The sequence below is a fragment of the Glycomyces halotolerans genome (assembly GCF_054779575.1).
In genome coordinates, this window is the sequence record NZ_BAAGXZ010000001.1 from 134,982 (window position 1) to 161,513 (window position 26,532).

26 protein-coding genes, 1 tRNA gene and 1 other RNA gene are annotated in these 26,532 nt (G+C 69.7%); 5 read left to right on the forward strand and 23 right to left on the reverse strand.

What is annotated here, in order from left to right; genetic code table 11:
- Positions 1 to 18 precede the first annotated feature (18 nt).
- Entirely contained in the window at positions 19 to 309 is a 291-nt protein-coding gene (locus tag ACYVL2_RS00695) for an aromatic-ring hydroxylase C-terminal domain-containing protein (protein ID WP_460539145.1), read from the reverse strand.
- Here ACYVL2_RS00695 and ACYVL2_RS00700 point away from each other — a divergent pair.
- Positions 308 to 760 carry a MarR family winged helix-turn-helix transcriptional regulator gene (locus ACYVL2_RS00700; RefSeq protein WP_460539147.1) on the forward strand — a complete coding sequence of 151 codons (453 nt, stop codon included), beginning with the start codon at positions 308 to 310 and terminating at the stop codon, positions 758 to 760. The genes ACYVL2_RS00695 and ACYVL2_RS00700 overlap by 2 nt on opposite strands.
- A gap of 250 nt (positions 761 to 1,010) precedes the next feature.
- Here the strand turns inward: ACYVL2_RS00700 and ACYVL2_RS00705 are convergent, their stop codons facing one another.
- From ACYVL2_RS00705 to ACYVL2_RS00745, 9 genes are all read right to left on the reverse strand, one after another.
- A complete protein-coding gene (locus tag ACYVL2_RS00705; protein WP_460539149.1) occupies positions 1,011 to 1,610 on the reverse strand; it encodes a DUF4291 domain-containing protein in 600 nt (199 codons plus the stop codon).
- Between the two features lie 355 nt (positions 1,611 to 1,965).
- Positions 1,966 to 2,337: a transfer-messenger RNA gene (gene ssrA / locus ACYVL2_RS00710) on the reverse strand.
- Positions 2,338 to 2,473: 136 nt separating this feature from the next.
- The gene (gene smpB, locus ACYVL2_RS00715; RefSeq protein ID WP_460539151.1) at positions 2,474 to 2,977 is read right to left on the reverse strand and encodes an SsrA-binding protein; all 504 of its coding nucleotides are present in this window, start codon (positions 2,975 to 2,977) and stop codon (positions 2,474 to 2,476) included.
- A 52-nt stretch (positions 2,978 to 3,029) separates the two neighbouring features.
- Entirely contained in the window at positions 3,030 to 4,283 is a 1,254-nt protein-coding gene (locus tag ACYVL2_RS00720) for a M23 family metallopeptidase (protein ID WP_460539153.1), read from the reverse strand.
- A 72-nt stretch (positions 4,284 to 4,355) separates the two neighbouring features.
- Positions 4,356 to 5,231 carry a permease-like cell division protein FtsX gene (gene ftsX / locus ACYVL2_RS00725; protein WP_460539155.1) on the reverse strand — a complete coding sequence of 292 codons (876 nt, stop codon included), beginning with the start codon at positions 5,229 to 5,231 and terminating at the stop codon, positions 4,356 to 4,358.
- 22 nt (positions 5,232 to 5,253) lie between these two features.
- Positions 5,254 to 5,934 carry a cell division ATP-binding protein FtsE gene (locus tag ACYVL2_RS00730; RefSeq protein WP_460539157.1) on the reverse strand — a complete coding sequence of 227 codons (681 nt, stop codon included), beginning with the start codon at positions 5,932 to 5,934 and terminating at the stop codon, positions 5,254 to 5,256.
- Between the two features lie 185 nt (positions 5,935 to 6,119).
- Entirely contained in the window at positions 6,120 to 7,235 is a 1,116-nt protein-coding gene (gene prfB, locus ACYVL2_RS00735) for a peptide chain release factor 2 (RefSeq protein ID WP_460539160.1), read from the reverse strand.
- Positions 7,236 to 7,355: 120 nt separating this feature from the next.
- Positions 7,356 to 7,865 (reverse strand): PadR family transcriptional regulator, encoded by a 510-nt coding sequence (locus ACYVL2_RS00740; protein ID WP_460539162.1) that lies wholly within the window; start codon positions 7,863 to 7,865, stop codon positions 7,356 to 7,358.
- 253 nt (positions 7,866 to 8,118) lie between these two features.
- Positions 8,119 to 9,426 carry a serine/threonine-protein kinase gene (locus ACYVL2_RS00745; protein WP_460539164.1) on the reverse strand — a complete coding sequence of 436 codons (1,308 nt, stop codon included), beginning with the start codon at positions 9,424 to 9,426 and terminating at the stop codon, positions 8,119 to 8,121.
- Positions 9,427 to 9,776: 350 nt separating this feature from the next.
- Between ACYVL2_RS00745 and ACYVL2_RS00750 the strand changes: the two genes are divergently transcribed.
- Complete coding sequence (locus ACYVL2_RS00750; protein ID WP_460539165.1) at positions 9,777 to 10,586, forward strand: PP2C family protein-serine/threonine phosphatase; 810 nt, start codon at positions 9,777 to 9,779, stop codon at positions 10,584 to 10,586.
- 42 nt (positions 10,587 to 10,628) lie between these two features.
- On the opposite strand, the gene ACYVL2_RS00755 is transcribed toward ACYVL2_RS00750, so the two are convergent.
- Positions 10,629 to 11,321, reverse strand: coding sequence for a TetR/AcrR family transcriptional regulator (locus ACYVL2_RS00755; protein WP_460539166.1), 693 nt, complete (start codon positions 11,319 to 11,321; stop codon positions 10,629 to 10,631).
- Between the two features lie 122 nt (positions 11,322 to 11,443).
- Here ACYVL2_RS00755 and ACYVL2_RS00760 point away from each other — a divergent pair, with 122 nt between their 5' ends.
- Positions 11,444 to 12,103, forward strand: a complete 660-nt coding sequence (locus tag ACYVL2_RS00760; protein ID WP_460539167.1) for a hypothetical protein — start codon at positions 11,444 to 11,446, stop codon at positions 12,101 to 12,103.
- Here ACYVL2_RS00760 and ACYVL2_RS00765 read toward each other — a convergent pair.
- The 4 genes from ACYVL2_RS00765 to eno form a co-directional block, all read right to left on the reverse strand.
- Positions 12,100 to 13,038: a Ppx/GppA phosphatase family protein gene (locus ACYVL2_RS00765; RefSeq protein WP_460539168.1), complete on the reverse strand. Its 939-nt coding sequence runs from the start codon at positions 13,036 to 13,038 to the stop codon at positions 12,100 to 12,102. The genes ACYVL2_RS00760 and ACYVL2_RS00765 overlap by 4 nt on opposite strands.
- On the reverse strand, positions 13,035 to 13,532 hold the full coding sequence (locus ACYVL2_RS00770; RefSeq protein ID WP_460539169.1) for a DUF501 domain-containing protein: 498 nt from the start codon (positions 13,530 to 13,532) through the stop codon (positions 13,035 to 13,037). The genes ACYVL2_RS00765 and ACYVL2_RS00770 overlap by 4 nt, the downstream gene beginning before the upstream one ends.
- 32 nt (positions 13,533 to 13,564) lie before the next feature.
- Positions 13,565 to 14,092, reverse strand: a complete 528-nt coding sequence (locus ACYVL2_RS00775; protein WP_460539171.1) for an FtsB family cell division protein — start codon at positions 14,090 to 14,092, stop codon at positions 13,565 to 13,567.
- A 75-nt stretch (positions 14,093 to 14,167) separates the two neighbouring features.
- On the reverse strand, positions 14,168 to 15,451 hold the full coding sequence (gene eno, locus ACYVL2_RS00780) for a phosphopyruvate hydratase (protein ID WP_460539173.1): 1,284 nt from the start codon (positions 15,449 to 15,451) through the stop codon (positions 14,168 to 14,170).
- 279 nt (positions 15,452 to 15,730) lie between these two features.
- Between eno and ACYVL2_RS00785 the strand changes: the two genes are divergently transcribed.
- Both ACYVL2_RS00785 and ACYVL2_RS00790 read left to right on the forward strand, forming a co-directional pair.
- Complete coding sequence (locus tag ACYVL2_RS00785; protein WP_460539175.1) at positions 15,731 to 16,363, forward strand: hypothetical protein; 633 nt, start codon at positions 15,731 to 15,733, stop codon at positions 16,361 to 16,363.
- A 233-nt stretch (positions 16,364 to 16,596) separates the two neighbouring features.
- Positions 16,597 to 16,669 (forward strand) — tRNA-Glu (locus ACYVL2_RS00790).
- A 103-nt stretch (positions 16,670 to 16,772) separates the two neighbouring features.
- On the opposite strand, the gene ACYVL2_RS00795 is transcribed toward ACYVL2_RS00790, so the two are convergent.
- The 8 genes from ACYVL2_RS00795 to ACYVL2_RS00830 form a co-directional block, all read right to left on the reverse strand.
- On the reverse strand, positions 16,773 to 17,732 hold the full coding sequence (locus ACYVL2_RS00795; RefSeq protein WP_460539177.1) for an ATP-binding protein: 960 nt from the start codon (positions 17,730 to 17,732) through the stop codon (positions 16,773 to 16,775).
- Between the two features lie 328 nt (positions 17,733 to 18,060).
- Positions 18,061 to 18,474 (reverse strand): hypothetical protein, encoded by a 414-nt coding sequence (locus ACYVL2_RS00800; RefSeq protein WP_460539179.1) that lies wholly within the window; start codon positions 18,472 to 18,474, stop codon positions 18,061 to 18,063.
- A 68-nt stretch (positions 18,475 to 18,542) separates the two neighbouring features.
- Positions 18,543 to 19,046 carry a DUF4190 domain-containing protein gene (locus ACYVL2_RS00805; RefSeq protein ID WP_460539181.1) on the reverse strand — a complete coding sequence of 168 codons (504 nt, stop codon included), beginning with the start codon at positions 19,044 to 19,046 and terminating at the stop codon, positions 18,543 to 18,545.
- Between the two features lie 9 nt (positions 19,047 to 19,055).
- Positions 19,056 to 19,277 (reverse strand): DivIVA domain-containing protein, encoded by a 222-nt coding sequence (locus ACYVL2_RS00810; RefSeq protein WP_460539183.1) that lies wholly within the window; start codon positions 19,275 to 19,277, stop codon positions 19,056 to 19,058.
- A 93-nt stretch (positions 19,278 to 19,370) separates the two neighbouring features.
- The gene (locus ACYVL2_RS00815; protein WP_460539185.1) at positions 19,371 to 21,497 is read right to left on the reverse strand and encodes a transglutaminase TgpA family protein; all 2,127 of its coding nucleotides are present in this window, start codon (positions 21,495 to 21,497) and stop codon (positions 19,371 to 19,373) included.
- Positions 21,494 to 22,669 (reverse strand): DUF58 domain-containing protein, encoded by a 1,176-nt coding sequence (locus ACYVL2_RS00820; RefSeq protein WP_460539187.1) that lies wholly within the window; start codon positions 22,667 to 22,669, stop codon positions 21,494 to 21,496. The genes ACYVL2_RS00815 and ACYVL2_RS00820 overlap by 4 nt, the downstream gene beginning before the upstream one ends.
- Complete coding sequence (locus ACYVL2_RS00825) at positions 22,666 to 23,694, reverse strand: AAA family ATPase (RefSeq protein ID WP_460539189.1); 1,029 nt, start codon at positions 23,692 to 23,694, stop codon at positions 22,666 to 22,668. The genes ACYVL2_RS00820 and ACYVL2_RS00825 overlap by 4 nt, the downstream gene beginning before the upstream one ends.
- An 11-nt stretch (positions 23,695 to 23,705) precedes the next feature.
- Positions 23,706 to 26,348, reverse strand: a complete 2,643-nt coding sequence (locus tag ACYVL2_RS00830; protein WP_460539191.1) for a fibronectin type III domain-containing protein — start codon at positions 26,346 to 26,348, stop codon at positions 23,706 to 23,708.
- Positions 26,349 to 26,532: the final 184 nt, after the last annotated feature.

Consider the following 26,532-nt stretch of genomic DNA (forward strand, 5'->3'; position numbering starts at 1 on the left):
GTTCGGCCGTCCAGGACGCTATGACGCGGACCCGCACCAGGACCGCAACGCCCGCTCGGCTCGCTCCGGTGCCCCGGCCCAGGCGGCGTGGCCGTCGGGACGGACGAGCACGGCCCGCTCGGCTGGTCCGGGAAGCAAGGCAACCTGGTCGCCACACTCGATCGCGGGGGCGCCGATCAGCGCGAAGCCGCGCAGGTGCTCGAACAGCCGCGTCCCGTCATCGAAACGCCGGTCGCGGACGCGGGTGCCGACGATCCGGTCGTCGCCGGGACGGCGGCCGTAGGCGATGCCGAGCCCGGATATCTGCATGGTCGCCTTCTTGGTGACGGCGGCCGAACGCGAGCGGCGCGTCTGGTCGGCCTTTGTCACCATGCGGCGCGACTTGGAGGCCGTGCTCGCGCGCGGCCTCGCCCAAGACGGGCTCTCGGTCAGCGACTTCGAGGTGCTGGCCCGCCTCGACCAGGACCCCGACGGAGAGATGCGCGCCCGCGACCTGGCCGCGGCGATCGGCTGGGACAAAGCCCGGCTGTCCAAGCATGTGGCCCGCATGGCCGGGCGCGGGCTCATCGAACGGCGCGAAGCGGCCGACGACGCCCGCGGTCAGATCGTGGCGCTGACCGCACTCGGCGCCGAGACGATGACCGACGCGGCCCCGAACCACGTCGCCGCGGTCCGGCGCCACTTCTTCGACCTGATCGAACCCGACGTCCTCGAACGCGTCATGGAACGGATCAACGCCCACGCGACCCCAGGATCGTGATCCGCGGCGAACCGCCCGCCGTTCGGGAGTCGACCCTCCGCCGCGACCGGACACGGAAAGACCCCGAGCCCCTTTGAGGGGCCCAGGGTTCGAGGAGAACAGATGTTGTGAGGTTCCACGCGCGCACCCGAACCATTACCGCAGGCAGGAGCGACGGGAGGCGACATAGGGGGCCTAGTTCCGGCCCGCGCGAACCGGCTTGCCGTACTCACTTGTCGGAGCGGCCAAGCCCGATCGTCGAGCCGCTGCGCTACGACGGCGCTGATGCTCGAACGGCTTCGGTGAGGTCGGCGGACAGCGGGTAGGGGCGTTCGGTCGGCAGTCGCCGTTCGGCGTCCTCGATGCGGCCCGCCTCGACGTCGATCGCGATCCGGCGCACCAGGTCGGTAACGTCGGTGATCGCGGTGATCCATTCATCGACATACCGGTCGACCGCCGCGCCGGACAGGCCGATCTGGATCGAACGATGCTCCATACGTGCCAGCCGGAGGCTGCGCTCGGGGTCCCACTGGATCCGCACTGGTGCGGCTGCGAGCCGAGCGCGCCATGCCTCGTGTTCCTCGCCGTCGGCCGGGTGGCTCGGACACGAGTGCGTCAGAGCCCATTCGAACCCTGAGCGGGTGAGGTCGATGGCGAGCACGCGGGTCTGGCCGGGCTTCGTCGCCCAGCCGCAGCGGTACATCATCCACAGGAACGAGGGCTTGATCCAGGTCATGCGTTCGCGCTTGAACGGCTGGACGAACGTCTGCGCAGCCAGGGCCGGCTCGGCGACAGCAGGGACGTAGGCCTGATAGACGGTGATCGTCTCCGCGTCGAACCGCGCACGGATCTGTCGAGAAGGGATGGACATGCGGTTCATCCTGCCAAACCGTCGCTCACTGGCCAACTCAATATTCTTCCTCGTTCGCTTCGAAGCATGCGCCTGCCGCGAACCCGGGCAGATTCAATGCATCGGCGCCGCGGGTGCGGAGGCGCCGGTGCGGGCAGGAATGCGAGGCGCCGTGGCGAGATTGAGGCTCGGCAGGCAGGCGATACGAGTCCTTCCCCACCGTAAGGCGACCTTGATGATGCGCCGCGTTCAGCCCGACCCGGCCTGCTCAGATCTGTGGACAGGAAATGAGAGCCCAGAGACACGATCGCCTGTGACCGGCAAGCCGGTCACAGGCGATCACAAACGGTCGCATCGCCCCCGCGAGGGGCCGGTGTCGTGGAGCTGCAGGGAATCGAACCCTGGTCCTCCGCTGCCTTTGTGAGGCTTCTCCGGGTGCAGTCCGCTGTGCCTTTTCTCGAGCCCCACCGATCACGCGGACGAGTCGGTGAGACGGGCTCCAGTCGCCGAAAGTGTCGTGCGACGACCCAGCGACCAAGTCGTCGACCTAGCGTCCTCAATGATGCCGCTGATCCGGAGCGGACGCGCCTCCGGTGCGGCAACTTCACCGTCGCTTAAGCAGCGAGAGCGAAGTCAGTGCGTTTTGCGTTGGCACTTGTTGGTTTCCAACGTTGGTTTACGAGACAGCGTTGGCTTCCTCGACCCGCTTCCCTCACATCAACACACGGAGTCGAAACCGATCAGCCCCGGGATTGAGGTGAGATACCCCTGTTCAGTTGTGCTCAGCGATTCTAGCTCAGTTCCCCGAGCCGGAGCCACCGGATATCGGCGGGTCCAATCCCCGCCACCGTGTCCAACGGGCGGACGCGGCCGGATATTCCCGGCTAGCCGCCGCGTTTGGCGGCGCGGCCGACGGCCCGCTCGATCTCGCGGTCGGCCTCGCGCTTGGCGATGGCCTGGCGCTTGTCGTAGGACTTGCGGCCCCTGGCCAGCCCCAGCTCCATCTTCGCCCAGCCGTTCTGGAAGTACACCGACAGCGGCACCAGCGTCAGGCCCGCCTCGTCGAGCTTCGGACGGAGCTTGGCGATCTCGCCGCGGTGCAGCAGGAGCTTGCGGATGCGGCGCGGCGGGTGGTTGGTCCACGTCCCGTAGTCGTACTCGGGGATGTGGAAGTTGTGCACCCGCGCCTCGCCGTCGTGGATCTCGGCGTAGGCGTCGACGATGTTGCCCCTGCCCTGGCGTAGGGCCTTGACCTCGGTCCCCGAGAGGACGAGGCCGGCCTCATAGGTGTCCAGGATGTCGTAGTCGTGCCTGGCCTTCCGGTTCGTGGTCACGACGGTGCGATCGGGGCCGGAGTGCTTGACCTTCGGCTGCTTCTTCTTGGACACCGCCCAAGCTTAACGATCGAACAAATGTATGTCGACGCGAATAAGCGGCGCCTCAGCGGCACAAACAGGACGGCAGGTATCCGAGCGGGTTCACCCGTTCGCCGCCCACGCGGACCTCGAAGTGCAGGTGGGCCCCCGTCGAGGTCCCGGTGGTGCCGACCGCTCCGATCCGCTCGTTGCGCTCCACGCGCTCGCCGTTGTCGACGTAGATGCTCGACTGGTGGGCGTAGCAGCTGGTCAGGCCCCCGCCGTGGTCGATGCAGGTGAGCATTCCGTAGCCGCCGTTCCAGCCGGCGTAGACGACCGTCCCGGAGTCGGCGGCGTAGATCGTCGCCCCGTGCCCGGCGGCGAAGTCGGTGCCCCCGTGGAAGCGGTCGGTGCCGTAGATCGGGTGGCGCCTCCAGCCGAAGTCCGAGGACTTCCAGCCGCTGACGGGTGTGACGAACCCCGAACCGGAGCTCGAGCCGCCGCCGGAGGATCCGCCATTCGAGGATCCGCCGTTCGATCCGCCCGAGTCGTCCTGAGACCGGCGCAGTTCCTCGGCGAGCCGCTCGGACTCGGCCTCGAGTTCCTCGTAGTCGGCCTGAGCCTCGGCCTCGGCGTCCTCGGCGACGGCCAGCGCCTCCTCGCGCTCGGCGACCAGCTGCGCGACCTCGTCGCGGAGGGTCTCGGCCTCGGCGAATCGCGCCTCGGCCTCGGCGAGGGCCGCTTCGGCGGCGGCCTCGGCCTCGGCGGCCGCCGCTTCGGCCTCCGAAGCGCTGTTCTCGGCGTTGGCCGCGTCGCGCCGTTTGAGAGTGACCTCCTCGACCGCGTCGTTCTTGCCCTCCATCATGAATTCGAGGTAGGTGAGCCGGTCGAGGGCCTGGGAGGTGTCCTCGGAGGCGAGGATGGCGTCGACGGTGAGCAGCTCGGCGCCGCGGTAGGTGGCGGTGAACATCGAGGCGCGGGCCTCGCGGGCCGCCTCGACGGCTTCGGCTGCGGCCTCGTACTCGGCCTCGGCGGCTTCGAGGGCCTCGCGAGCCGCTTCTGCTTCGCGTTCGGCCTGGGCGGCGACGGCCTCGGCCGCCGCGACGCGGCCCTCGGCCTCGTCGACGGCCTCTTCGGCGCCCGGCAGGAGCGCCTGGGTCTCGGCGAGCACCGCGCCGGCCTGGCGGACCTCTTCGGACGCTCCCTCCAGGAGGGAGGCCATGCGCTCCTTCTCGCGCTCGACGCGGTCGAGCTCGGCCTGGGTCGGAGCCCCGAGGGCGGGGCCGCTCGCGACCACTGCGAGCAGCAGGGTCGCGAGCAGCGCGCCAATCCGGTTCATGGAATCCGAACCTAGTCCATGAACGACAGAGATTCGGGTATTTCGGGTCTGCTACGTCTTTCGGGTGAAGTCTCAGACCTTGATGTTGAATCGGAGCGTGATCCAGGCGGTGACCGCGCTGATGACCGCGGAAATGGCCGCCAGGATCGGCAGCAGGAGCAGCACCGAGTTCCATTCGATCGGCGGCATCAGGCTGAACAGGTTCGAGAACTGCCCGTCGATCACGAAGATCTTGGCCGCGATCAGGGTGCCGAAGGCGAAGAGGGCGCCGATGATGCCGGCGAAGACCGCCTCCATGACGAACGGGGCCTGGACGAACCAGTTCGGCGCGCCGACCAGTTTCATGATCGCCACTTCCCGGCGCCGCGAGTAGGCGGCGACCTGGATGGTGTTGGCGACCAGCATGAGCGCGGCGACGCCCTGCACCAGGGCGATGATCAAGGTCAGCTTCTGGGCTCCGCCGAGGATGTCGAAGACCTGCTGGAGGATCTCCTTCTGGTTGGTGGCCTGGTAGACCCCTTCGCGTTCGGCGTATTCGGCGATCAGGGTCTCGGCCTGGTCGATGTCCTTCATCTTGATGCGGAACGCGGCCGGCAGGACTTCGGGGTCGACGGAGTTGACCAGGTCCGGGGACTCCTCGAAGGTCTCCTGGAATCGTTTCCAGGCTTCGTCGTTGGACTCGTAGTCGACCTTCGCGACCAGCTCGTTCGACAACAGGTCGGACTCGATCTGGGCGGTCAGCTCTTCGGTGACGTCCCGCTCGAGGTAGATGACCACTTCGAGGTTGGTCTGGTAGTACTCCTCGATGACGTCGACCTGGTTGTACAGCAGCAGGCCGGCGCCCAGCATCGTCAGCGACACCGCCATGGTGATGATCATGGCGACGGTCATGGAGATGTTGCGCCACAGTCCGAGGAAGACCTCGGACATCACGTACTTCGCGCGCATGTGCTAGTTCTCTGCCTTCCGCTTAGCCGTAGACGCCGCGAGCCTGGTCGCGGACGATCTGGCCGTTCTCGATCTCGATGACGCGACGGCGCATCTGGTTCACGATGTTGGAGTCGTGAGTGACCATCACGATGGTGGTTCCGGTCCGGCTGATGCGGTCGAGGAGCCGCATGATCTCGATCGAGGTGTCGGGGTCGAGGTTACCGGTGGGCTCGTCGGCCAGCAGCAGCAGCGGCCGGTTGACGAAGGCGCGGGCCACCGCGACGCGCTGCTGCTCGCCGCCGGAGAGCTCGTGCGGGTAGCGGTGCTCCTTGCCGCCGAGTCCGACCAGTTCCAGGACCTCGGGCACCACGCGGCGGGCGACCGACCTGGGCTTGCCGATGACCTCGAGCGCGAAGGCGACGTTCTCGGCCGCGGTGCGGTTGGGCAGCAGCCGGAAGTCCTGGAAGACGCAGCCGATGCTGCGCCGGTAGGCCGGCACCTTCCATCGTCGCAGCTTGGTGACGTCGATGTCGCCGACCTTGAGCTTGCCCTTGTCGGGGACCTCTTCGCGCAGCAGGAGCTTGATGATCGTGGACTTCCCCGCGCCGGTCGGGCCGATGAAGAAGACGAACTCTCCCTTGTCGATGAAGACGTTCACGTCTTCGACCGACGGGCGGTTCGACCGGGGGTAGTGCTTGGTTACGCCCTCGAGCTGAATCACGAGCCGGAGTCTAGCCCTCGAGGCCCCGCCGCGCTCGGGCGGCTCCAGTACATGCGTGGCATACCGTGGCACTTACGGCGCATATGTCCCCTCCGCGTTCGGGTGACGGCGCGATTTCAGCCGAACGGACGAAGCGAAGGTGGTCACGCGGCCCATGCCATTCCGCCGGGTCGCCCCCGGCGGCCTCACTGCTCGGGCTTCTCGCCGCTCCTGCGCCACCGGATGCCCGCCTCGAGGAACCCGTCGATGGCGCCGTCGTAGACCGCCTGGACGTCGCCGGTCTCGAAACCGGTCCGCAGGTCCTTGACCATCTGGTACGGGTGCTGCACGTAGGAGCGCATCTGGTCGCCCCAGGAGGCGGTCGCCGAACCGCGCAGCTCGTCGAGCTTGGCGTTCTCCTCCTCGCGCTTGAGCTGGAGGAGCTTGGCCTTGAGCAGGCTCATGGCCGTGGCCTTGTTCTGGAGCTGGCTCTTCTCGTTCTGGCAGGTGACCACGACGCCGGTGGGCAGGTGGGTGATCCGCACCGCCGAGTCGGTGGTGTTGACCGACTGCCCGCCGGGCCCCGAGGAGCGGTAGACGTCGACGCGGATCTCCTCGTCGGGCACGTCGATCTGGTCGGTCTTCTCCAGGGCCGGCACGACCTCGACGGCGGCGAAGCCGGTCTGGCGGCGGCCCTGGTTGTCGTATTTGCTGATGCGGACGACGCGGTGGGTGCCCTGCTCCACTGAGAGGGTGCCGTAGGCGTAGGGGCCGTTCACGGCGAAGGTGGCCGAGCGGATGCCCGCCTCCTCGGCGTATGAGATGTCGTACACCTCGGTGCCGAAGTCGTGGGCCTCGGCCCAGCGGAGGTACATGCGCATGAGCTGCTCGGCGAAGTCGCAGGCGTCGGCGCCGCCGGCGCCTGACCGGATCGAGACGACGGCGTTGCGCTCGTCGTACTCCCCGGAGAGCAGGGTCCGGACCTCTAGCTCGTCGACGCTCTTGCGGATCGACTCGAGCTCGCTGACGGCCTCGGCCCGCGCGCCGGCGTCGCCCTCGGAGGCGGCGAGCTCGAACATGACTTCGACGTCGTCCAGGCGCTCGTGGAGACCGGCGAGCTTGTTGAGCTCGGCCTGCACGTACGAGAGGCGGGAGGTGATCGTCTGAGCGTGCTCGGCGTCATCCCACAGGCCGGGGTCGGCGGCGGCGGCCTCGAGCTCGTCCTTCTCGCGGCGGAGCGCCGGCAGGTCCAGGACGGCCTCGACGCTCGCGAGCGTCGCCTTCAATTCACGGAGATCGGCGGATACATCGACACTGGTCACAACAGATGAGGGTACGCCTGTATTCGCGCTCATACGAAACGGGACGCGGGACCGTGTGCGGTCCGCGTCCCGTTTCGCGCTCGATGCGAACGACGGTTGAGCGCCCCCTAGTGCTTGAAGCTAGGAGGCGCGCTTCTTGAGCCAGTTGAGCGCGGCCCGGTGGTAGCCGATCGCGAATTCCATCGCGGCGGCGGCCCCCGGGTCCTCGCTCGAGTAGTCCTTGGCCGCGGCGCGCGCCTCGGACAAGGCCTCCTGGTGCTGCTCGGTGGCGTCGGCGAACATGTCGGCGACGGTGTCGGCCGACATGTAGTCGGTGAACGCGGTGCGCAGCGCGACCGGGTCGCGCAGCTGCCCGATGCGGGCCGGTTCGTTGAGCCAGCGAGTGAAGGCGCGCTTGCCGTTGGCACTGATCGTATAGGGCACCGAAGCGCGCGGCCCGGGCTTGCCGACGCGGACCAGGCCCGCCTCGGCCAGCGCCGGGAGTTCGCGGTAGACCTGGGAGCGAGTCATGGTCCAGTACGGACCCAGGCGACGGGTCGCCTCGGCCATGAGTTGCCCGCCGGTCATTGGACCTTCGTGAAGCAAACCCAGCAATGCTGCCGAGGTTGCGTTGAGTTCTTTTCCTGCCATGCCCGACAGGATGCCATGTGGAGCCTGTTCTGACAAGTGGACTGATCCAATGTGTCGATTGACCGCTTCCTATACGTAGTTAAAGGGCGACAACCGGATTCGTTGCAAGACTTGCGAACGGGGCGCGAGTCCGCAGGCGACGGGAACTGGTGTTTGGAGAATTCCAAGGGTGTGATCCCCATCGCGTCGATTGATTCGTCAAACCGAGTGTCGCGCGCTAGTTACGGAGCATTATCGACTGTCGCCATCGCATTCAGTTGCCTGGCAATCGTGATCCAATGACATCCGATCCGGGAATCAGCTCGACTGGAGTGCCCTCATTGGATTCCGCAGGCGCGCTCCCACCATCGTCTGAACCGGACAAACCGTCCGTTTCACTACCGTCAGCGGCACTATCCGTCTCCGTCCCGTTCGCACCGGGGCTCGGCGAGGCCGAGCCCCCCGACCCGGTGTCGTCCGCTTCGGTCGGAGCCTCGGACGGCTCGTCGCTCGGCTCTGACGGAGCGGTGGTCTCGACGGCGCCCGAGGGCTCCACGGCGTCGGCCGGCCCGCTCGGCCCCGCATCGGGCATGACAAAAAGGACGAAAGCGGCGATCGCCGCCGTCCCGAGCGCGCCGGCGCCCGCCAGCAGCAGGCCGCGGCGCCGCGGCGCCTCGACGGCCACGTCCCGGGCGCCCGGCCGTGGAGCGGGCGGCGTGACCGGCGAGTGGTCGATCGCCGAGGTGACGTCCCGGTCGCGCAGCTCGGGCTCGATGGGCGCCGTGGGATGCTCCGACAGGTCCGGCGCCAGAGCCCGCAGCCCGGCGGCCACCTGCTCCAGTCCGGCGCGCCGGCCCGGGTCGAGCTCCAGCAGCGACTCGACGACCGCCCACAGCCGGGAGTCGACCGCGGCGGGCCTGACGGGGACCTTGGTCAGCTGACGGTCGAGCACGTCGGCGACCGAACCGCCGCGGTAGGCGCTGTGCCCGGTGAGCGCCTCGTACAGGACCAGGCCGAGCGCGTAGCCGTCGCTGCCGGGGCAGGCCGACTCCCCGGCGGCGACCTCGGGAGCCGCGTACTCGGGGGTGCCGTGCGAGGGCTTGGCGTCGTTCCCGGCCGCGCGTGCGATCCCGAAGTCGACGAAGGTGACCCCGGCGCCGGTGAGCATGAGGTTGCCGGGTTTGACGTCGCCGTGGAGGTACCCGGTGCGGTGGACGGCGGCGAGGGTCTCGGCGGCCGAGGCGCAGCGGCGCGCGGCCTCGGCCGGCGCCAGCGGACCGTGGCGGCGCAGGTGCTCGCGCAGATCGATGCCGTCGATCAGGTCGATGACGACGGCCAGGACCGCGTCGGTGACGACGAAGTCCTGGACGCCGACCACGCCGGGGTGGTCGATGGCGTTGAGGATCTCGGCCTCCGCGAAGAAGCTCTCGACGATCTCCGGTCGGCTCCGCATCTCCTCGCGGAGGACCTTGACCGCCACCGGCTCCCCGGCGATCCGGTCGAGCCCGCGCCAGACCACGCCCACCGCGCCTCGGGCGATCTCGGTCTCCAGGACGTACCGGTCGGCCAGTATGGTACTCACGGCGGCTCCTCAGGGATGGCTCCGAACCTGTGCCGTTCCACTGTAAAACCGACATCGGTCCAGGTCAGGACGGTTTCCTCAGGCTGGCACGATCCCGGGATACAGGCATGCCGCAAGCCTGACGCCCCCGAGCGGCCGAGCTCTGCGGCGCGACGGCGGTTCGGCCCGGAGCGAGGCGCCGATCCCAAAGGGCGCATAGGGCGCCGAACCGGAGCACCGCATCGCGGGCACCTGAAATCGACGGTCGCCTCTCGTGATTGGCCAACCACTACACTTGCGCCCATGTCCCTCGAACGGCCATGCTTCTATCAGACAGCCGGAACCCGGTGCTACTTCAGTGGTGATCGCTTGTGACCGAACTACGTTGGCGCTATGGCGCCGCCACGGACGTGGGCAAGGTGCGCGACCTCAACGAGGACTCGCACCTCGCGTCGCGGCGCCTGCTGGCGGTCGCCGACGGAGTCGGTGGAGCGGCGGCCGGTGAGGTCGCCAGCGGCGTGACCATCGCCGAGGTGACGCGACTGGCGCGCCGGCCCCCGGTGGAGGCCGAGGCCGAACTGGGCGAGGTCGTCGAGTCGGCCCGGGACCGGATCCGGGCGGCGGTGGCCGAGAACCCCGAATCCGAGGGCATGGCGACCACGCTGACCGGCCTGTGGCTCGGCGACGACTCGGTCGACATCGTCCATATCGGCGATTCGAGGGCGTACCAGCTGCGCGGCGAGGACTTCGTGCAGGTGACCGTCGACGACTCCTACGTCCAGCACCTGGTCGACGAGGGAGCGATCTCCCCCGACGAGGCCCATGACCACCCGTACAAGTCGGTGGTGACCCGGGTCCTGCAGGCCAACCCGGCTCCGGCGCACTTCGAGACGCGCCCGGCGGCGCTCGGCGACCGGTACATGCTCTGCTCGGACGGGCTCAGCGACGTGGTCGACGACGCCGCGATCGAGGAGACACTGCGGAGCTTCACCGACCCGCAGGCCGCCGCCGACGAGCTCGTCCGGCTGGCGCTGGAGAACGGCGGACCGGACAATGTGACGGTCGTCGTCGGCGACGTCTCCGAGCACCAGAGGGCCCGGCGCTGGCCGTGGATCGCCGCGGCGATCGCGGTCGTGCTCGTGGTCGCCGCGATCGCCCTCGGCCTGGCGCTGCGGGGTTGAGCAGGGCCGCCGGAGGCTGATCCCCGCCACCCGCCCGGCGAATCAGGCGACGGACAGCCCCACGAAGGCCCCCGCCGTGCGGGCGGTGTAGTCGAAGAACGCCTCGTCGTCGGCGGTCACCTTGTGCAGGTGGCCGTGCAGCTCGAACGAGATGATGCCGACCAGCCGGTTCCAGGCCAGGATCACGCGCGCGATCTCGTCGGCGCTGTAGGAGGTGCCCGGCAGCAGCTCGGCGACGCCGGGGTCGATGAGCGCGGGGTCGCAGGCCGGCGCCGGAGGCGGTTCCAGGGCCCCGGCGGCCTTCGCGTCGGCGGTGACCCGTGCCAGCGCCAACGGCGTCCGGGAGGCCGCCACCGCGGTCTCCTGTGGAGCCGCGTATCCGGGCACCGGGGTGCCGAAGAGCAGGGCGAACTCGTGGCGGTGTTCGAGGGCCCATCCGCGCACCGCCCGCCAGATCGCCGTCCACCGCTCCCCCGGCGCGGCCGCCGGGTCGTCGGCCCGCTCGGCGGCACGGCCCATGTCGTCGTAGCCGTCGAGGATCAGCGCGGTGAGGAGTTCGTCGCGGCTCTTGAAGTAGCGGTAGATCGCCGAGGAGGCCATCTCGAGTTCACGGGCGACGGCCCGCAGCGACAGCGCTGTGGGGCCGACTTCGCCGAGCTGCCGCTTCGCCGCGGCCAGGATCTCCTGTGTCAGCTCGGCTCGGGCGCGTTCTCGGGCGGTTCTCGGTGCGTTCATGAAATCAGTGTACATAGAAGAGAGCAGTGCTCTTGCAATCTCGCGACGTACATGAGAGCATCGTTCTTGAAACAGATCGCCGCTCACGCATGTGGGCCGCTCGCCCCGTCGAAGGAGCCGTCATGAACACCCGGTCCTCCCGCACCCGCGCCGGCGCCGTCGGCATGGCCGCCGCCGGAGTCCTCTTCGTGCTCTACGAAGCCGTCGCCCCGCGCGCCGACCAGACCTCACTGGAGGGCGCCTCCTCGTGGGCCTCGACCGAATGGGCCCTCGCGCACCTCGCCGCCATCGTCGGACTCATCCTCATTCCCTTGACGTGGGCCGCACTTCGCGGGCACCTCGACGGCACCGCCGCGGAACGGCCGGCGTTCCTCGCCTCGCTCACCGGCTACATCGGATCCGGCCTGGCCATCTCGTACTACGGCGCCGAAACCTATGGGCTCAAGGCGATCGGCGAACGGGCCGTGGCCGAGGGCGACACCGGCCTGACCGAGGTCGCCGAGGCCTTCCGCCGGGATCCGACGGCGCTGACCGTCTTCCTCATCGGCCTGGGCCTCATCGCCCTCGCCGCGGTCCTCGCGGCCGTCGCGGTGTGGCGTTCGGGCACCATGAACCGGTGGAGCGCCGTTCCGATGGCGGCCGTGATGGTCCTTTACGTGCCGCAGTTCTTCCTGCCGCACGCCGGCCGCATCGCCTGGGGCGCCGCGGTGACCGCGAGCGCGCTCTGGATCGCCTGGGAGCTGTGGCGCGCGGCGCCCCGGCGCGAAGCGTCGCGGGCTTAGGCCGACAGGGCGATGCCGTCGAGGATGTCGTGCTCGCTGATGAGCACGGCCCCGATCCCGCTGCGCTCCATGATGGTCCGCAGCACCAAGGCCCCGCCGACGATCACGTCGGCCCTCCCGGGGTGCATCACCGGGATGGCCAGGCGCTCGGCGTGGTCGGCCTCGGCGAGGTCGCCGGTGACCTTCGCGACCTGCTCGTAGTCGAGCCTGGTGCCGTCGATGCGGTCGGCGTCGTAGGCGGGCAGGCCGAGGGCGATGCCGGCGATCGTGGTCGCCGTGCCGGCGACGGCCACCAGCTCGGTCGCCGCCCGCTCGGGGTCGGCGACGGCCAGTCCGCGGTCGACGACGGCCCGGATGTCGGATGCGGCCGCTTCGATCTCCTCGGTCCGCGGCGGGTCGGAGCGCAGGTGCCGCTCGGTCATCCGCACGCAGCCGACATCGGTCGAGATCGCCGCCAGGACCTCGCCGCCCCGGCCTCGCACGAACTCGGTGGAGCCGCCGCCGATGTCGACCAGCAGCCGCTGGCCGTCCAGTTCCGGCAGGGTCGCGACCGCGCCGGTGAACGACAGCCGGGCCTCTTCGTCGCCGGATATGACCTCGGGCTCGGCGCCGAGCACCGACTCGACCATGGCGGTGAACTCGTCGGCGTTCGCGGCGTCGCGGCTGGCCGAGGTCGCGACCATGCGCACCGCCTCGGCTCCGTGCTCGCGGATCTGGGCGGTGTAGTCGGCCAGGGCCCCTCGGGTGCGCTCCAGCGCCGCGGCCGAGAGTCGCCCGGTGTCGTCGACGCCTTCGCCGAGCCGCACGACCTCCATGCACCGCACCACGTCGTGGAGCCGACCGCTCTCGTCGACGTCGGCGATGAGCAGGCGGATCGAGTTCGTGCCGCAGTCGATGCCGGCGACTCTGCGGCGAGTTTCGCGCGGAGCGCTCATTCGTCCGCCTCTCGGTCGGTCGCGCAACTGCCGTGCTTCCACCACTCGGGGAGCCGCTCGATGGTCTCGTCGCCGAAGGGGTTGACGCCGGGGCCGGCGGCCAGCGCGTGGCCGGTCAGCGCGTGCAGGCATTTGACGCGTTCGGGCATCCCGCCGGCGGAGATGCCGTCGATCTCGGGCACCTGGCCGATGCGCGCGCGCCTGCCCAGGTAGTCCTGGTGGGCGAGCCGGTAGTCGGTGGCCAGCTCCTCGTCTTCGGCGAGGCGCTCGTTCATCTCCTTCATCTCACCGCCGCCTTCGAGCCGCCCGATCGCCGAGCAGGCGCGCGGGCAGGTCAGGTAATAGGTGGTGGGGAAGGGGGTGCCGTCGGGGAGCCTCGGCTCGGTCTCGATGACGGCGGGGCTGCCGCACGGGCAGCGCCAGGCCACTGATCGGGCTCCGCGGATCGGGCGTCCGAGCTGGGCGGAGACGGCGGCCGCGTCTGCCTCGGTCACCGGTTCGGGTTCTTGGGGCCACGAATCGGGCTTCAATCCTCTGTTCCCTCTGTTTCCTCGGGTTCGAGCTGGTCGGCGTCTTCAAAGGTAGCCGTGAGCTCGTCGTACCAGGTCGAGCCCTCGCCGCCGGTCTCGTCGCCGCCGTCGGCGCGTTGGGGATCTTCCTCTTCGACGACGATGACCAGGTCCTCGCCGGGCTCGACCAGGAGCAGGCTGGAGCGGATCTGGGATTTGACGTATTCGGGGTCGTCCCACTTGAGGCGTTCGGCCTCGAGCGTTTCGATGCGTTCGCGCTGCTCGCTCTGCTCGGCTTCGAGCCGGTTGATCTCGATGCGCTGCTCGACGTAGGTCCGCAGGGGGTAGGCGTAGGCGAGGGCGAGCGCCGAGAGCACGAGGGCGAGCACGGCGGCACGGCGCGAGATCTTGCGCGGCGCGCGGACGCGGACCCGTTTGATCTGGGGCCGGACGGTCGTTCTCGCGGCGCGTCTGCGGGCGGCGCGGGTGCGGCCGGGCCCGGTCGATCGTCCTCCGGGGTGGCTGGGTCGTCGGCTGGCGCTCACGGGGTCAGCGTAGTCGATCCTGGGCGCGGTCGGGCCCCCGCGCCGAGTGCGCGGGGGCCCGTCGCGACCGGGTGATTATGCGGCGCGGTACTTGGGGAACGCCGAGGCGCCGGCGTAGCGGGCGGCGTCCTCGAGGCTCTCTTCGATGCGCAGGAGCTGGTTGTACTTGGCGACGCGCTCGCTGCGGGCCGGGGCGCCGGTCTTGATCTGGCCGGTGCCCATGGCGACGGCGAGGTCGGCGATGGTGGTGTCCTCGGTCTCGCCGGAGCGGTGGCTCATCATGCAGCCGAAGCCGGCGCGGTGGGCCATCTCGACCGCGTCGGTGGTCTCGGTGAGCGAGCCGATCTGGTTGACCTTGACCAGGAGGCCGTTGGCGGCGCGCTCCTCGATGCCGCGGCGCAGGCGCTCGGGGTTGGTGACGAAGAGGTCGTCGCCGACGATCTGGACCTTGTCGCCGACGGCGGCGGTGAGCGTGGCCCAGCCGGACCAGTCCTCTTCGGCGAGCGGGTCTTCCATGGAGACGATGGGGTAGGCGCCGAGGAGCTCTTCGTAGTAGGAGCTCATCTGCTCGGCGGTGCGCTTCTCGCCTTCGAAGACGTAGGCGCCGTCGCTGTAGAACTCGGTGGCGGCCGCGTCGATCGCGAAGGCGATGTCGGTGCCGAGCTTGTAGCCGGCCTTGTCGATGGCGGTGCTGATGAGGTCGAGGGCTTCACGGTTGGAGCCGAGGTCGGGGGCGAAGCCGCCCTCGTCGCCGAGGCCGGTGTTGAGGCCCTTCTCCTTGAGGACGGCTTTGAGGGCGTGGTAGGTCTCGGCGCCCCAGCGCAGCGCTTCCTTGAAGGTGGGGGCGCCGATGGGGGCGATCATGAACTCCTGGATGTCCACGTTGGAGTCCGCGTGGGAGCCGCCGTTGAGGATGTTCAGGCACGGCACCGGCAGCAGGTGCGCGTTCGGGCCGCCGACGTAGCGGTAGAGGGGCAGCTCGGAGGAGTCGGCGGCGGCCTTGGCGACCGCGAGGGAGATGCCGAGGACGGCGTTGGCGCCGAGGCTGGACTTGTCCGGGGTGCCGTCGACGTCGAGCAGGGCCTGGTCGACCAGGCGCTGTTCGGAGGCCTCGAGCCCGATCAGGGCCTCGCGGGCGGGGCCGTTGACGTTGTCGACGGCCTTCTCGACGCCCTTGCCGAGGTAGCGGCCGCCGTCTTTGTCGCGCAGTTCGAGCGCCTCGAAGGCACCGGTCGAAGCACCTGAGGGGACCGCGGCCCGCTGGAGCGTGTCGTCGTCGAGCAGGATCTCCACCTCGACCGTGGGGTTGCCTCGGGAGTCGAGAATCTCCCGCGCCCGGATGTCTTCAATTGCAGCCACTGTCACTCCTGAAATAGCCGAATCTGACTGGCAGCCCGATTACAGGGCTGTGTCTCGATGATTTCGACCGACCCGACACTGCGCCGGCCACAGCTCCATAGCGTACGCCCCGCGGGTTCGACGGCGCGCTATAAGGTGGAGGCCTACCTCAGATGAGACACCTGTGCTAGGCACGTTCCGGGGGCGTCGAAGCGGCTTCGGCGTCTCCGAAAGCGTGTCGCGGCGAGGCTCGAGAACCTGGGCCTTGCCTGGCACTTCGGGAATTGGAGCCCCATGCCCATGCAGAACCCTGTCCAGCGCTGCGCTGCCCTCGGCGCGGCCGCGGTGATCGCCCTCACCGGGTGTGCCGACGACGCCGGCGAAGGCGGGGAGACGGTCGCGGAGGACCACGCGGCCCTGGTCGAGTTGAGCGAACGGCTGACGAAGGCCGAGGAGCACGCCTACACCGCCGAATATCTGGTGGAGGGCACCGGCGAGTCGGTGACGGTGGCGGTCGACCCCGAGGCCGGGGACGCCGTGGTCGTCGTCGGCGGCCAGACCGAGTTCTGGGCCGGTGACGGCGATCCCGCCGAGCTGAGGACGTGGTTGAGCGTCGAGCTCGTCGGCGTGCTGCCGTCGAGCGGGGAGGTGTCGTCGTGGCTGACGGCGGCCTCGGAGGACCCCTCGGCCGCGACGGAGTTCTCCGACACAACATTGGCCGGGGAGCTGGCCGACTGCGTGAACGTGAGCGGGGCGTCGAGCTCGAGGGTCGGCGCCTACAAGGTGTGCGTGACGACCGTCGGCGTGATCGCCAGCGTGACCGCCGAGGTCGGCGAGCTCTCCTATACGGCCAAGCTCGTCAACTACCACGACGGCGTCGACGCGGCCTGGATGCGGGACCTGATGAGCAACGGGCGGCACACGAACGGGTAGTTCGGGCCTCCCCCGCCGCGGGCACGGGTTAGAGTCTCCCGGCGGGCCGGGCCCGGCATACGGGGGTCCGTCCCGCGAGGGCGGCATCGCCGGCCCGGCCCGCCCTGCTCCACCGGTCCGAACCGCCGCCCGGCGTATGCCGCGTCACAAGCGGGATCCCAGTGGAGCGACCGCGAAACGGTCGGGTAGTCTTGTCGTCGTCGCCGCGCCGCAGCGCACGGAGACAGGGCCAAGCTCCCGTCGTCTAGGGGCCTAGGACGCCGCCCTCTCAAGGCGGAAACGGCGGTTCGAATCCGCTCGGGAGTACGTTCGAGAAGCCAGGTCATCGACCTGGCTTTTCTGCTGTCCGGGCCGCTTCCGGTCTGCCGCTCGAGTGGTACGGCGACTTCTCGATGGCAGGCCGACCGTGTCACTCGGTGCACCGGCGCGGCGGGACGAGTTCGGCGGTGAAGATGTCCGCCGCCGTGAACCCGAAGGTCTCGTCGTCGCCGTACTTGACCTCCTCTCGTGCCGCCACCGCGTATCGCAGATCGTCACCGCCGCCGAGTGCGCCGGCATTCGCGGTCAGCGCCGACTTGATCCGATCGGCGTTCACGGTCCGGTCCCACTTCGCCTCACCGATGAGCACCGGCACCCTCGTCCGCTCAGGCTGGGCGAGCACGACCGCATCGATCCCGTCCCGCCCTCCACCGCGCCACCATGGACCGACTTTCACGACTCGGTCCCCGAGCAGCCCCTCCACGGCCAGCCGCCGTAGATGTGCCCGGAAGGCCTCCTCGAATGCCGATCCGAAGTGCTCGGATGTCGCATCGAGGAGAGCGGCGACGATGCGCTCTCCGGCGCCGAGCTCGATCTCCTCGGCGTAGGCCGAGAGAGGTCCGAGGTGGAAGGCGAGCAGGCTGTCTGCGATCGCATAGTGCTTCCGCCGGGTCCGCGCTCCCTCGGTCACCGGTATGACGGTACGGATCAGGCGCAGTTCCTCCAGTCGTTCGAGAGTCCGTGTCGGGTTGGTGCCCACAGCCGTCTGGATTTCGGAGAACTTGGTGCCTCCTCGTGCCACCGCGTGCAGGACCGCTTCGGCGAGTCCGCCTTCTCCCGCTTCGGTCTTGAGGACGAACGACGCTTCCAGGCGCAGCGGGACACCGGGGCGGCAGACCAGTTCGAGGAGATTGTCGTCGAAGGGTCGATCCTGGTCCCACATGGACAAGTGCAGCGGCATACCGCCGCAGACGGCCCAGACGCGTGCGCGGTCGACCGGTCCCAGGTCGGGCAGCATCTGCGCGGCTTCGGTGGGAGCGAACGGGTGCAGCTGCAATGCCAGGTCGAAGCGGCCGTAGAGGGGTTCGCGCGACTCCTGCAGACCGAACATCGTCCGCACCGCCGATCCGCACAGCAACACTTTGAGCGCGGTGCGCCCCTCCCATCGGTCCCAGAAGGCGCGCAGGATGCCGGGCAGAGCGGGCTCGGACTTCAGCAGCTCGGGGAACTCGTCGAGTGCCAGCAGAGTGGGAGTGCCGGCGGCCTGCTCCGCCAGATGATCGAGAGCCTCATCCCAGTCCCGGTAGGGGTTCGCGCCACGCAGGTCGCGTCGGATGCCGGGGAGCGCCGCCGCGACTCTCGCGGAGAAGGTTCGCTTAGATGGTACGTAGAACCTGCCGATGGCGGAGGTGAGATGTTCGTCTCTTCGGGCGCGGTGCTCAAAGCTCGATGAGGCGCAGACCCGCCGCGATGGCCTTGACCTCGTCGGGGCCCTGCCGTCCGAACGGATCGCGCACCTCGGCGGCCAGACCGGACTCGATGAACCGCATCACCGCCCGCTCGGCGGCGAAGCCGTCGTCGCCGAACTGCTCGGTCGCCCATGAAGGGTCCTTCTCGTGGTACTCGATGAGGAATTCGCGCATCGCTTGGGGATCGGTCAGGTGCTCAGCGCGCATCGCGTGGATCTGAAGGTCCACCCGCCACACGCCCGCTTCGACCTCGGACTCCCAGACCCGCTGCAGGAAGTCGACGCCGCCCCACTCGTACTCGAAGTCCGAGGCCCGGCCGAGCCCCGAAGGCAGGCGGGTGACGGCCAGGCCGTCGATGATCACGTGCTCGCCGCTGGAGTTCATGCCGACATCATACGGCCGCTCCACGGTGGATATGTCCCCCGGTGGGCGATACGCGGCCTTCGCGTCGGTCAGATGGCGAACAGGCTGATCAGCCCCGTCAACCCGGCCAGGGAGGAGGCGATGATGCCGAGGATCAGGCCCGACAGCGCCAGCCCGCGCCCCGAGACGCCGCCGCCCGACGTCTTGATCTGGCGCCGAGCATGGGCGCCCAGGACGATCGACCCGACCCCGAGCAGCCCCGCGAGCATGAAGAACGTCAGGCCCGCCCACGGACTGAACGCCGCCGAGATCAGCCCCGGGAAGGCCGCGACGATACCGCCGATCCCGGCCACCAGCGACCCGATCGCCGGGCCCGAAGGGATCGGCTTGAGCCTGGGCTGCACCAGCATGAACCCGTCGACCATGGCAGGGGCCGGGACCGCCATCGGCGGCCACTGCACCGAATGCGGCTGGTAGCCCGGCGCCGGGTGCGCCGGCCACTGGGCATGGGGCGCCTGAGCGCCGTAAGGCTGCTGCTGCCAGCCTTGCGGCGGAGGCTGCATCTGGGGCCGGTACGGGTCCTGAGCGGTCACTCCCCCAGACTATCCATTCCCACTGCGCAGTGAACGCGCCACTTCCGTGAAATATTCGTCCACCTCACCGGTGTCGTAGCCGCGCATCGTCATCTGGAAACCGAGGTTGCTGAGGGAATCGGGGTGCGGTGGCGCGCCGACCTCCATGGCCTTGCGAATGCGCGACACGGCGCGGTCGACTTGGGCTCGGTCGTATCCGCGGAATCGGACAGAGAAGAAGGGGTTCTCCATAGATCACAGTGTGCCAGGTCTTCACCACGCACACGACATGGCCCACCCTCTATGTAACCATGTGTTCGCATACCGACCACTAACGGACACAAGTCAAGTGAAGACTCGTCTCCACCGGCTGACCCGGGGCCGCGTCCGCTTGCAGAACGCCACCGCGATCCGCGCCGCCGCCTCGGCGTCCGGCTCGGCGACCGAATCGGGCGCGAACGCCGCCTGGTTCACCAACCGGGGCAGACCGTCGATATCGGCATCCAGCGCCGAGACCTGCACGGCCGCCTCCTCGGCGTTGGCATGGGGGCCGACCTTGACTCCGGCCCTGGCCGCTGCGGCGAGCACCTCGGCCCAGGCCCCGGCCACCCGCTCGGCCGGGCCGCCCCTGCGCAGGCGCCTGCGCTGCCGCAACCGCCTGCGGGCCTTGAGCACCAGCGGCACCGAAGCCAGCGCCAGCGCGGCGGCCGCCCACCACACCCACTGCGGGATGCGGTCCTCTTCGGCCGCCTCCTCGGCGTCGAAGTCGCCGTCCTGCTCCTCGAGCGACGGGTCGTTGTAGTCCTCGGCGCCCTCGTCGCCGGACGGCTCCTCGGTCTCCTGCTCTTCCTCCTCCATCTGCTCCAAGGTGTCCTGCGGAGGTATCGGCTCGGTCCCCTCGGCCGGCATGGGGTCGAAGCGGACCCAGCCGACGCCGTCGAAGTCGACCTCCGGCCAGGCCAGGCCCTGGGCGGCGGTGACGGTCGACTCGCCGCCGGGCACCTCGAAGCCGACCACGACCCGCGTGGGCAGTCCCACCAGTCGCGCGATCATCGCGTAAGAGGCGGCGAAATGCTCGCTCGTGCCGCGCTGACCGCCGGCTTCGGGGCTCATTTCGAGGAAGAACTCGAGGCTCGGGTAGTCGTGACCTGAGGGCGCCTGCGGGTCGAAGGCGTAGTGCTGCGACAGGAAGTCGGCCAGGCCCTGAGCGCGCTGGTGCGGCGTGTCGTAGGTGGCGGTGATGTACTCGGCGATCGTCTGCATGATCTCCGGCGTGCCCGGCGGAATGGCGACGCCCGCGGGGTCGGAGAGGTCGGCGCGGGCGTCGACGGCGGCCTCGGGGTCCATGTCCAGCGGATCCGAGCCGACACTGTAGCGGTCGCCGGTCGCCAATCCGTCGGGCGTCAGCAGCCCGCGAGTGTGCAGGTTCACCGCGATCGGCAGGTCGGTGACGGTGGCCGGCTCGGGCACGGCCGGGACGAGTTTGCCGCCCAGTTCGATGATCTCTACCTCGGCGTGGAAGTCGCCGCCGCCCGAGCCGGGCAGGACCGAACCGGCGGTGCGGAAGTCGCCTCCGGCCTGCCAGGTGACGCCGTCGTACTCGGTGAGGACGGCCAGGCGCATCGCGGCGTCCCCGTCGAGGTTCGCGCGGAACAGCTCGGTCTCGGGGTACTTGGTCCACTCGGCGATGCGCACCAGCGGGTTGAGGTCGATGTCGGTCAGCTGCGGCGGCTCGACCAGTTCGCGCGGGTCTCCCGGCCGGGAGGTGACCAGCCCGGAGGCGAGCGGCGCGATCGCCGCGACGGCCACGAGCAGGACCGCCGCTCCGACCATCGAGCCGAGAACGGTCGCGTTCCGCTTCGGGACGCCGCCGTCCACCTCGGCGTCACGGTCGGGGCGTCTGCCGGGCGGAGCCGCGGTCACCGCCAGCGCCGTCCCCGCGGCCAGGCAGTAGGCGACCGTGACCGGCACGTCCGCGCCGGCGTTGGGTCCGACCAGATAGAGCCCGGCGGCGTACAGGAGTGTCGGCAGCAGGCACCCCAGGAGCGTGCGGCCGTATCGGATCGCGAACTCGCAGCCGACCCCGGCGGCGATCCAGGTGAGGAAGACCGGGACCCCGACGGTGTCGGGGGCGGCTTCTACCGGGATGAGCGCGGTGAGGGTGCGCGGCACGGCGTTGACGATCGCGTCGGTGAGCATCTGCGGCAGGGGCTCGGCGCCGTCGTCGGTGAGGAGGAAGGCACCGAGGAGGTAGGCGGCCAGCCCCCACGTGGACACGGTCGCCGAGAGCCAAGACGCCCGGTTGCGCAGCAGGAACCCGATCGCGAACGCCGCCAGTGCCGCGCCGGCGACGAGTCCGGTGAGGAGCGGACCGTGGTACACGCGGGCGGCCACGGCGCCGGCCAGGGCGCACATGACGGTGAGGCAGACGGCTACGGCGCCGACGCGCAGCCGGTGGCGGTGCACTCTCATAGCGGCGCGCCCCCGCCGTCCCAGGCCGCGGCGAACTGCTCGCCGTCGGCGGCCTTCAGGAAGGGCAGTCCTCCTTGGAGGGCCGCAGAGGTCGGCAGGCCCGGCGCGAGCTGCACGGCGATGACGACCGGGTAGGCGCGCTTGAGCGCGGCCAGTCGTGGCGTGGGCGGGTCGACGCCGGTGATCCACACGAGCGTGTCGCCGTACCGGCCGCCTTGGAGCCGGGAGATGTAGACGTCGAGCGATTCGGTCGCGTCGCATGTGAGCTCGGCGAGCAGGTCGCCGTAGGCGTCGCGGCCGGCGCCTGTGACGGCGCTGCCCGAAGCGGTGACGAGCGCGGCGTGGTATTCGGCGCGGAAGCACGCGGTGAGCACCGAGTAGGCGGCCTCGCATCCGGCTTCGAAGGCGTCGGGGCCGGTCCAGGCCTCCGAGCGGTCGTCGAGCGCCACGGCGACTGTGGGCAGCGACGTGTCGACGTGCTCTTTGACCATGAGCTGTCCGATGCGAGCGGAGGTGCGCCAGTGGACGTGGCGCAGTTCGTCGCCGATCACGTACTCGCGCAGAGAATGGAAGGTCAGCGAGCCCTGCTCGACCTTGTCCGCTGTGCCTTCGAGGGAGCGGGCGAGGCCGTCGGGGGTGCGGCCGAGGTTCCACAGTCGCGGGTGGACCCAGAGGCGGGAGACGGGCCCGAAGGATCCCGCGGTGGCCGCCAGGCCGAGGAGGTCGCGCTTGCCGATGCCGAGCGGACCGGCGTCGACCACGCCGCGGCGCTCGGTGGTGATCGAGTAGACGGCGCTGGCCGACTTGCCGGGGCGAAGCCGCGCCAGCGGTACCGACACTCGCCGGGAGGGGTGCGAGGAGCCGCCGTAGGAGTCGACGGCGCGGGCGTTGACGCTGCGCCACCGGCCGGTGTTGCGGACCTCGAGTTCGACCGCCGCGCTGTCGCCGACCGAGACGCGGTCGGGGCTGAGGCTGCGGTCGACCTCGAGCCGGGGCTTGGCGGCGATGACCGAGACGGCCGCGACGCACGCCAGTCCGGCGGCGGCGCCGATGGCCACCAGCTCCGGGTAGCCCCAGCGCCAGCCGGTGAACGCGAGGACCGCGGCGCCGATCGCCAGGCCGAGGCCCCGCGCGGTCACCGGGATCGCGCGGAGGTCCCGCAGTGCTCTCATGCCGCCGAAGCGGGCAGCGGGACCGAGACCTGGTCGAACACTTCGGCCACGACGCCCGCGCCGGTGGCCCCGCGCATGGAGGCGTCCGGGGCCAGCTGGATGCGGTGCGCGAACACCGGTTCGGCGAGGGCCTTGACGTCCTCGGGGATGATGTAGGTCCGGCCTTGGGAGAGTGCGAACACCGATGCCGCCCGCGTGAGCGCGATGAGTCCGCGCGGGCTGACGCCGACCGCGACCTGCGGGTGCTGCCGGGTGGCGTTCGCGAGCTGGACCAGGTAGGCGTAGAGCGGCTCGGCGATGTAGACGTGCTTGGCGATCTCGGCCATCTGCGAGACCGTGTCGGTGTCGACGACGGCCGGAATGTTGTCCGGCGAGCGCTGGTGCGTGCCGCGCAGGACCTCGATCTCGGCGGCCTCGACCGGGTAGCCGACCGAGAGTTTGACCAGGAACCGGTCGAGTTGCGCTTCGGGCAGCCGGTAGGTCCCGTCCATCTCGACGGGGTTTTGGGTCGCCACGACCACGAACGGGGAGGGCACCGAGTGCGGCCGTCCGTCGACGGTCACGCGGCCCTCCTCCATCACTTCGAGCAGTGCCGACTGGGTCTTCGGGCTGGCGCGGTTGATCTCGTCGGCGATGACGATGTTGGCGAAGACCGGGCCGGGGTGGAACTCGAACGCGCCCGATCCCTGGTTGAAGATGGTGACGCCGGAGACGTCCGAGGGCAGCAGGTCCGGGGTGAACTGGATGCGCCGCCACTGGCCCGAGACCGCCGAGGCGATGGCGCGGGCCAGCGTCGTCTTCCCGGTGCCGGGCACGTCCTCCAAGAGGATGTGGCCTTCGGCGAACATGGCCGTCAGCGCCAGGCGCACCACTTCCGGTTTGCCGAGCACGACGGTGTCCACCGCGGCGGCGAGGCGCTCGAACGTGGCGGCGAACGCTTCGGCCTGCCCGGCGCCCAGCGTGACCTGTTGCTGCTGCACCGGCCGGGGCACGTGCAGCGGGTGGGTCTGCTCGGTGTCCTGCATTCTCGTGGCTCCTAGTTACACCGCGGGAGGTCTCCGGTCGAGTTCTTCCCTACACCGTTGACGTCGAACCAGGCGAACGGTATGTAGCTGACTTTCTGGTATTCGATCCTGATCCACTTGTCGGTGGCGTCCTTGCCCGGGTGGTAGTCGTGGTAGCGGCTGCCACCTCCGACCTCCTGCTGGTCGTCGCCGCGAGGCGTGATCTTGTCGCCGGTCGTCCAGCACAGCGCCTGGTACACGTCGCCGCTGTCGGTGCGCCCCTGCAGGTCATTCTGTTGGGTGTTGCCGTGGATGCCGATGCCGTTGGAGCCGTCGCCGCTATTGCAGTAGACGAGGTCCTTGGGGCAGTCCCAGTGCACTTTGCCCTTGATGACGGTGGTCGAGACGGTCTGGTTCGCCGATGTCGAGGTTCCGGCGGCGTTGGAGATCTCGACCTGGTAGGTGCCTTCGGTGGAGGCGTACCGGTCGGAATCGACGAGGGTGCCGCAGGCGCCGCTGTCGACGACGCCCTTGCCTCGGTAGAGCTTGCAGGTGGCTTTGCCGCCGCCGTCGTCGAAGGCGGTCTTGATCGTCACCGAGGTGGGCGTGGACGAGGTCGAGGAGATCTGGACCGTCGGCTTCTTCATGGTGTTCGAGGTCGTCTCGGCAGGTTCGGATTCGCCCGCCTCGTTGACCGCGGTGACCGTCACGTTCACCTGCTGACCGTCGGCGAAGCCGTCCACGCGGGCGTGGGTCTGGCCGGAGACCTCCTTGGTCTGGTTCCCGGCCCGGACGATGTACTTGTCGATCGGCCGCCCGTTGTTCTTCGGCTGGTTCCAGGTGACGTCGATCGATCCGGCCGCGTCGGTGGCGGTCTCGGCCAGGAGGTTCGTGGGCGGTTCGGGAGTCTTGAACGGCACCACCGAGTCCGACTGCTCCGACGGTTCGGAGGCGGCCGATCCCGACAGGGTCGTGACCGAGAACGCGTACTGGGTCATGTCGTAGGTCAGCGTGTCGACGGGGACCACGAACGTGGTGCCGTCGGCCTGGCCGACGACCGTCCGTTCGCCGTCGCCGTTGATGGACTCGACCTGGTAGCCGGTGATCTCGTTGCCCTGGCCGTCGGCCTCGTCCCAGGTGACCTCGACGGTGCCGTCGGGTTCGGCGACGGCCTCGACCCCGCTCGGAGGATCGGGAACCTCGGCCGAGGGCACGATGGACGGTGAGGTGGCCGTGTCGCCGGCGCCGATGGCGTTGTGGGCGGTCACGGTGAAGGTGTACGCCTCGCCGTTGGCGAGCCCGTCGATTTCGAGGACCCGCTGGGTCGGGGCGATCTCCCAGGTGTTTCCCGCGCCTTCGATGACGTACTTGGTCAGTGCCGAGCCGTTGTTCGGCGCGGCGTCCCACGAGAGGTTGATCAGGCCGTCGCCGACGGTGCCGGCGAGGTTGGTGACCGCTCCGGGCGGGCCGACCTCTTCGCCGCTGCCGCCGTCGCCTTCGCCTTCCTCGTCGCCGCCGGACTCGTCGTCGTTCTCGGGCGGCGCGTTGCCGCCGAGGATGTCGTCGCGGTCCTTCTCGGCCAGACGCGCGTTGCCGTCGGAGGACACCACCACCGCGTGGTTGGTGTTCACCGCGTTCGCGAACAGCGTGTCGCCGGAGTGGTAGAGCTCGACCGGTCCGCCGCCGGAGTCGATCTCGATCTTGTCGAGCTCGTTGCCGTCGAGGTCGTAGACCCACACGATCCCCGCCGCACCGTCGGGCACGTACACCCGCTGGTGGAATTCCATCGCCGCGCCGAGCAGCTGCGACGATCCCGCGCCGATGTCGAAGCGCCGCGCCTTGTCGTCGTCCACTGTCACCACGCTCGGCGGATCGGTCACCGTGACCGCCGCGATGTGGCCGGGACTGGTCTCGGCCGTCTCGGCGGGCCCGAGCAGTTCGATCTCGGCCTCGTGGACGCGTCCGTCGGCGCGCAGGGTCGTCATCGTCTGCACCGTGGCGTTCAAGACCGCGACGCCGTCGCCGAGCACGGTCAGCGCCAGGTCCTGCCGCGGCTCGGCCACCTGCGTGGTGGCCACCGTCTTCGCCCCCACGCTCTGCGGTCGGATCTCCACCACCGTGCCCTCACCGGGCACGCCGACCCACAGGGACCCGTCGCGGTCGAATGCCCCGCCGGTCAGGCCGGCGGGAAACGACAACGCCTCTCCGACCGGCGCGAGCGTCTCCGGGTCCACTTGGGAGATCAGTCCCTGCACCTGGTCGACGATGAACGCCCCGTCCTCATGCAGCGCCACCCGGACGCCCTCGCCCGGCGCGGTCTCGGCCTCCCCGGTCAGCGACAGCGTCGACAGGTCGACCGCCGACACGTCCCCGGTCGCGATGTTGCGCAACAGGAGATGGGTGTCGGTCTGCTCGATCTGCACCGGATTGCCGGCCGCGTCGGTGACCTCGAACCGGGCGTCGGTGGCCGCGGTCAACCCGTTGACTCGGGCGATCTCGCCGGCCGGCGTGGTCCACAGCCACATCGACGCGTCCTCGCCCTGCTGGTCCCGGCTGAACGCACCCGTGCCCAACAGTGTGGCCACCAGCGCGCCGACGAGCACCACCGGCAGGCCGACGGCGATCAGCAGGCCCTTGACGTTGAGACGCCGGGCGTCAGAGTTGAGAGTGGTCATGTCGAAGGAGTTCCTTCTTATGAGGTGGTCGGGCGCATCGGCGCCGGGGTTGCACCGGAGGCGTTCTGGGGTGCTCCGGAGGGTGACACGGGTCTGAGACTAATTGGCCCGTGCAACCGGTACCAGGATCGCAATGTCACAAGAAGGTATCGGACTCGGGTGGTCCGATGTGCGATGCGCCGTT

Excerpts from the sequence above, each read along its gene's own strand:
- ACYVL2_RS00700 (WP_460539147.1), top strand. The coding sequence starts at position 308 with ATGGTCGCCTTCTTGGTGACGGCGGCCGAACGCGAGCGGCGCGTCTGG.
- ACYVL2_RS00695 (WP_460539145.1), bottom strand. The coding sequence starts at position 309 with ATGCAGATATCCGGGCTCGGCATCGCCTACGGCCGCCGTCCCGGCGAC.
- ACYVL2_RS00705 (WP_460539149.1), bottom strand. The coding sequence starts at position 1,610 with ATGTCCATCCCTTCTCGACAGATCCGTGCGCGGTTCGACGCGGAGACG.
- ACYVL2_RS00720 (WP_460539153.1), bottom strand. The coding sequence starts at position 4,283 with ATGAACCGGATTGGCGCGCTGCTCGCGACCCTGCTGCTCGCAGTGGTC.
- ftsX (WP_460539155.1), bottom strand. The coding sequence starts at position 5,231 with ATGCGCGCGAAGTACGTGATGTCCGAGGTCTTCCTCGGACTGTGGCGC.
- ACYVL2_RS00740 (WP_460539162.1), bottom strand. The coding sequence starts at position 7,865 with ATGGCAGGAAAAGAACTCAACGCAACCTCGGCAGCATTGCTGGGTTTG.
- ACYVL2_RS00755 (WP_460539166.1), bottom strand. The coding sequence starts at position 11,321 with ATGAACGCACCGAGAACCGCCCGAGAACGCGCCCGAGCCGAGCTGACA.
- ACYVL2_RS00760 (WP_460539167.1), top strand. The coding sequence starts at position 11,444 with ATGAACACCCGGTCCTCCCGCACCCGCGCCGGCGCCGTCGGCATGGCC.
- ACYVL2_RS00765 (WP_460539168.1), bottom strand. The coding sequence starts at position 13,038 with ATGAGCGCTCCGCGCGAAACTCGCCGCAGAGTCGCCGGCATCGACTGC.
- ACYVL2_RS00785 (WP_460539175.1), top strand. The coding sequence starts at position 15,731 with ATGCAGAACCCTGTCCAGCGCTGCGCTGCCCTCGGCGCGGCCGCGGTG.
- ACYVL2_RS00795 (WP_460539177.1), bottom strand. The coding sequence starts at position 17,732 with ATGTTCGGTCTGCAGGAGTCGCGCGAACCCCTCTACGGCCGCTTCGAC.
- ACYVL2_RS00800 (WP_460539179.1), bottom strand. The coding sequence starts at position 18,474 with ATGAACTCCAGCGGCGAGCACGTGATCATCGACGGCCTGGCCGTCACC.
- ACYVL2_RS00810 (WP_460539183.1), bottom strand. The coding sequence starts at position 19,277 with ATGGAGAACCCCTTCTTCTCTGTCCGATTCCGCGGATACGACCGAGCC.
- ACYVL2_RS00815 (WP_460539185.1), bottom strand. The coding sequence starts at position 21,497 with ATGAGAGTGCACCGCCACCGGCTGCGCGTCGGCGCCGTAGCCGTCTGC.
- ACYVL2_RS00820 (WP_460539187.1), bottom strand. The coding sequence starts at position 22,669 with ATGAGAGCACTGCGGGACCTCCGCGCGATCCCGGTGACCGCGCGGGGC.
- ACYVL2_RS00825 (WP_460539189.1), bottom strand. The coding sequence starts at position 23,694 with ATGCAGGACACCGAGCAGACCCACCCGCTGCACGTGCCCCGGCCGGTG.
- ACYVL2_RS00830 (WP_460539191.1), bottom strand. The coding sequence starts at position 26,348 with ATGACCACTCTCAACTCTGACGCCCGGCGTCTCAACGTCAAGGGCCTG.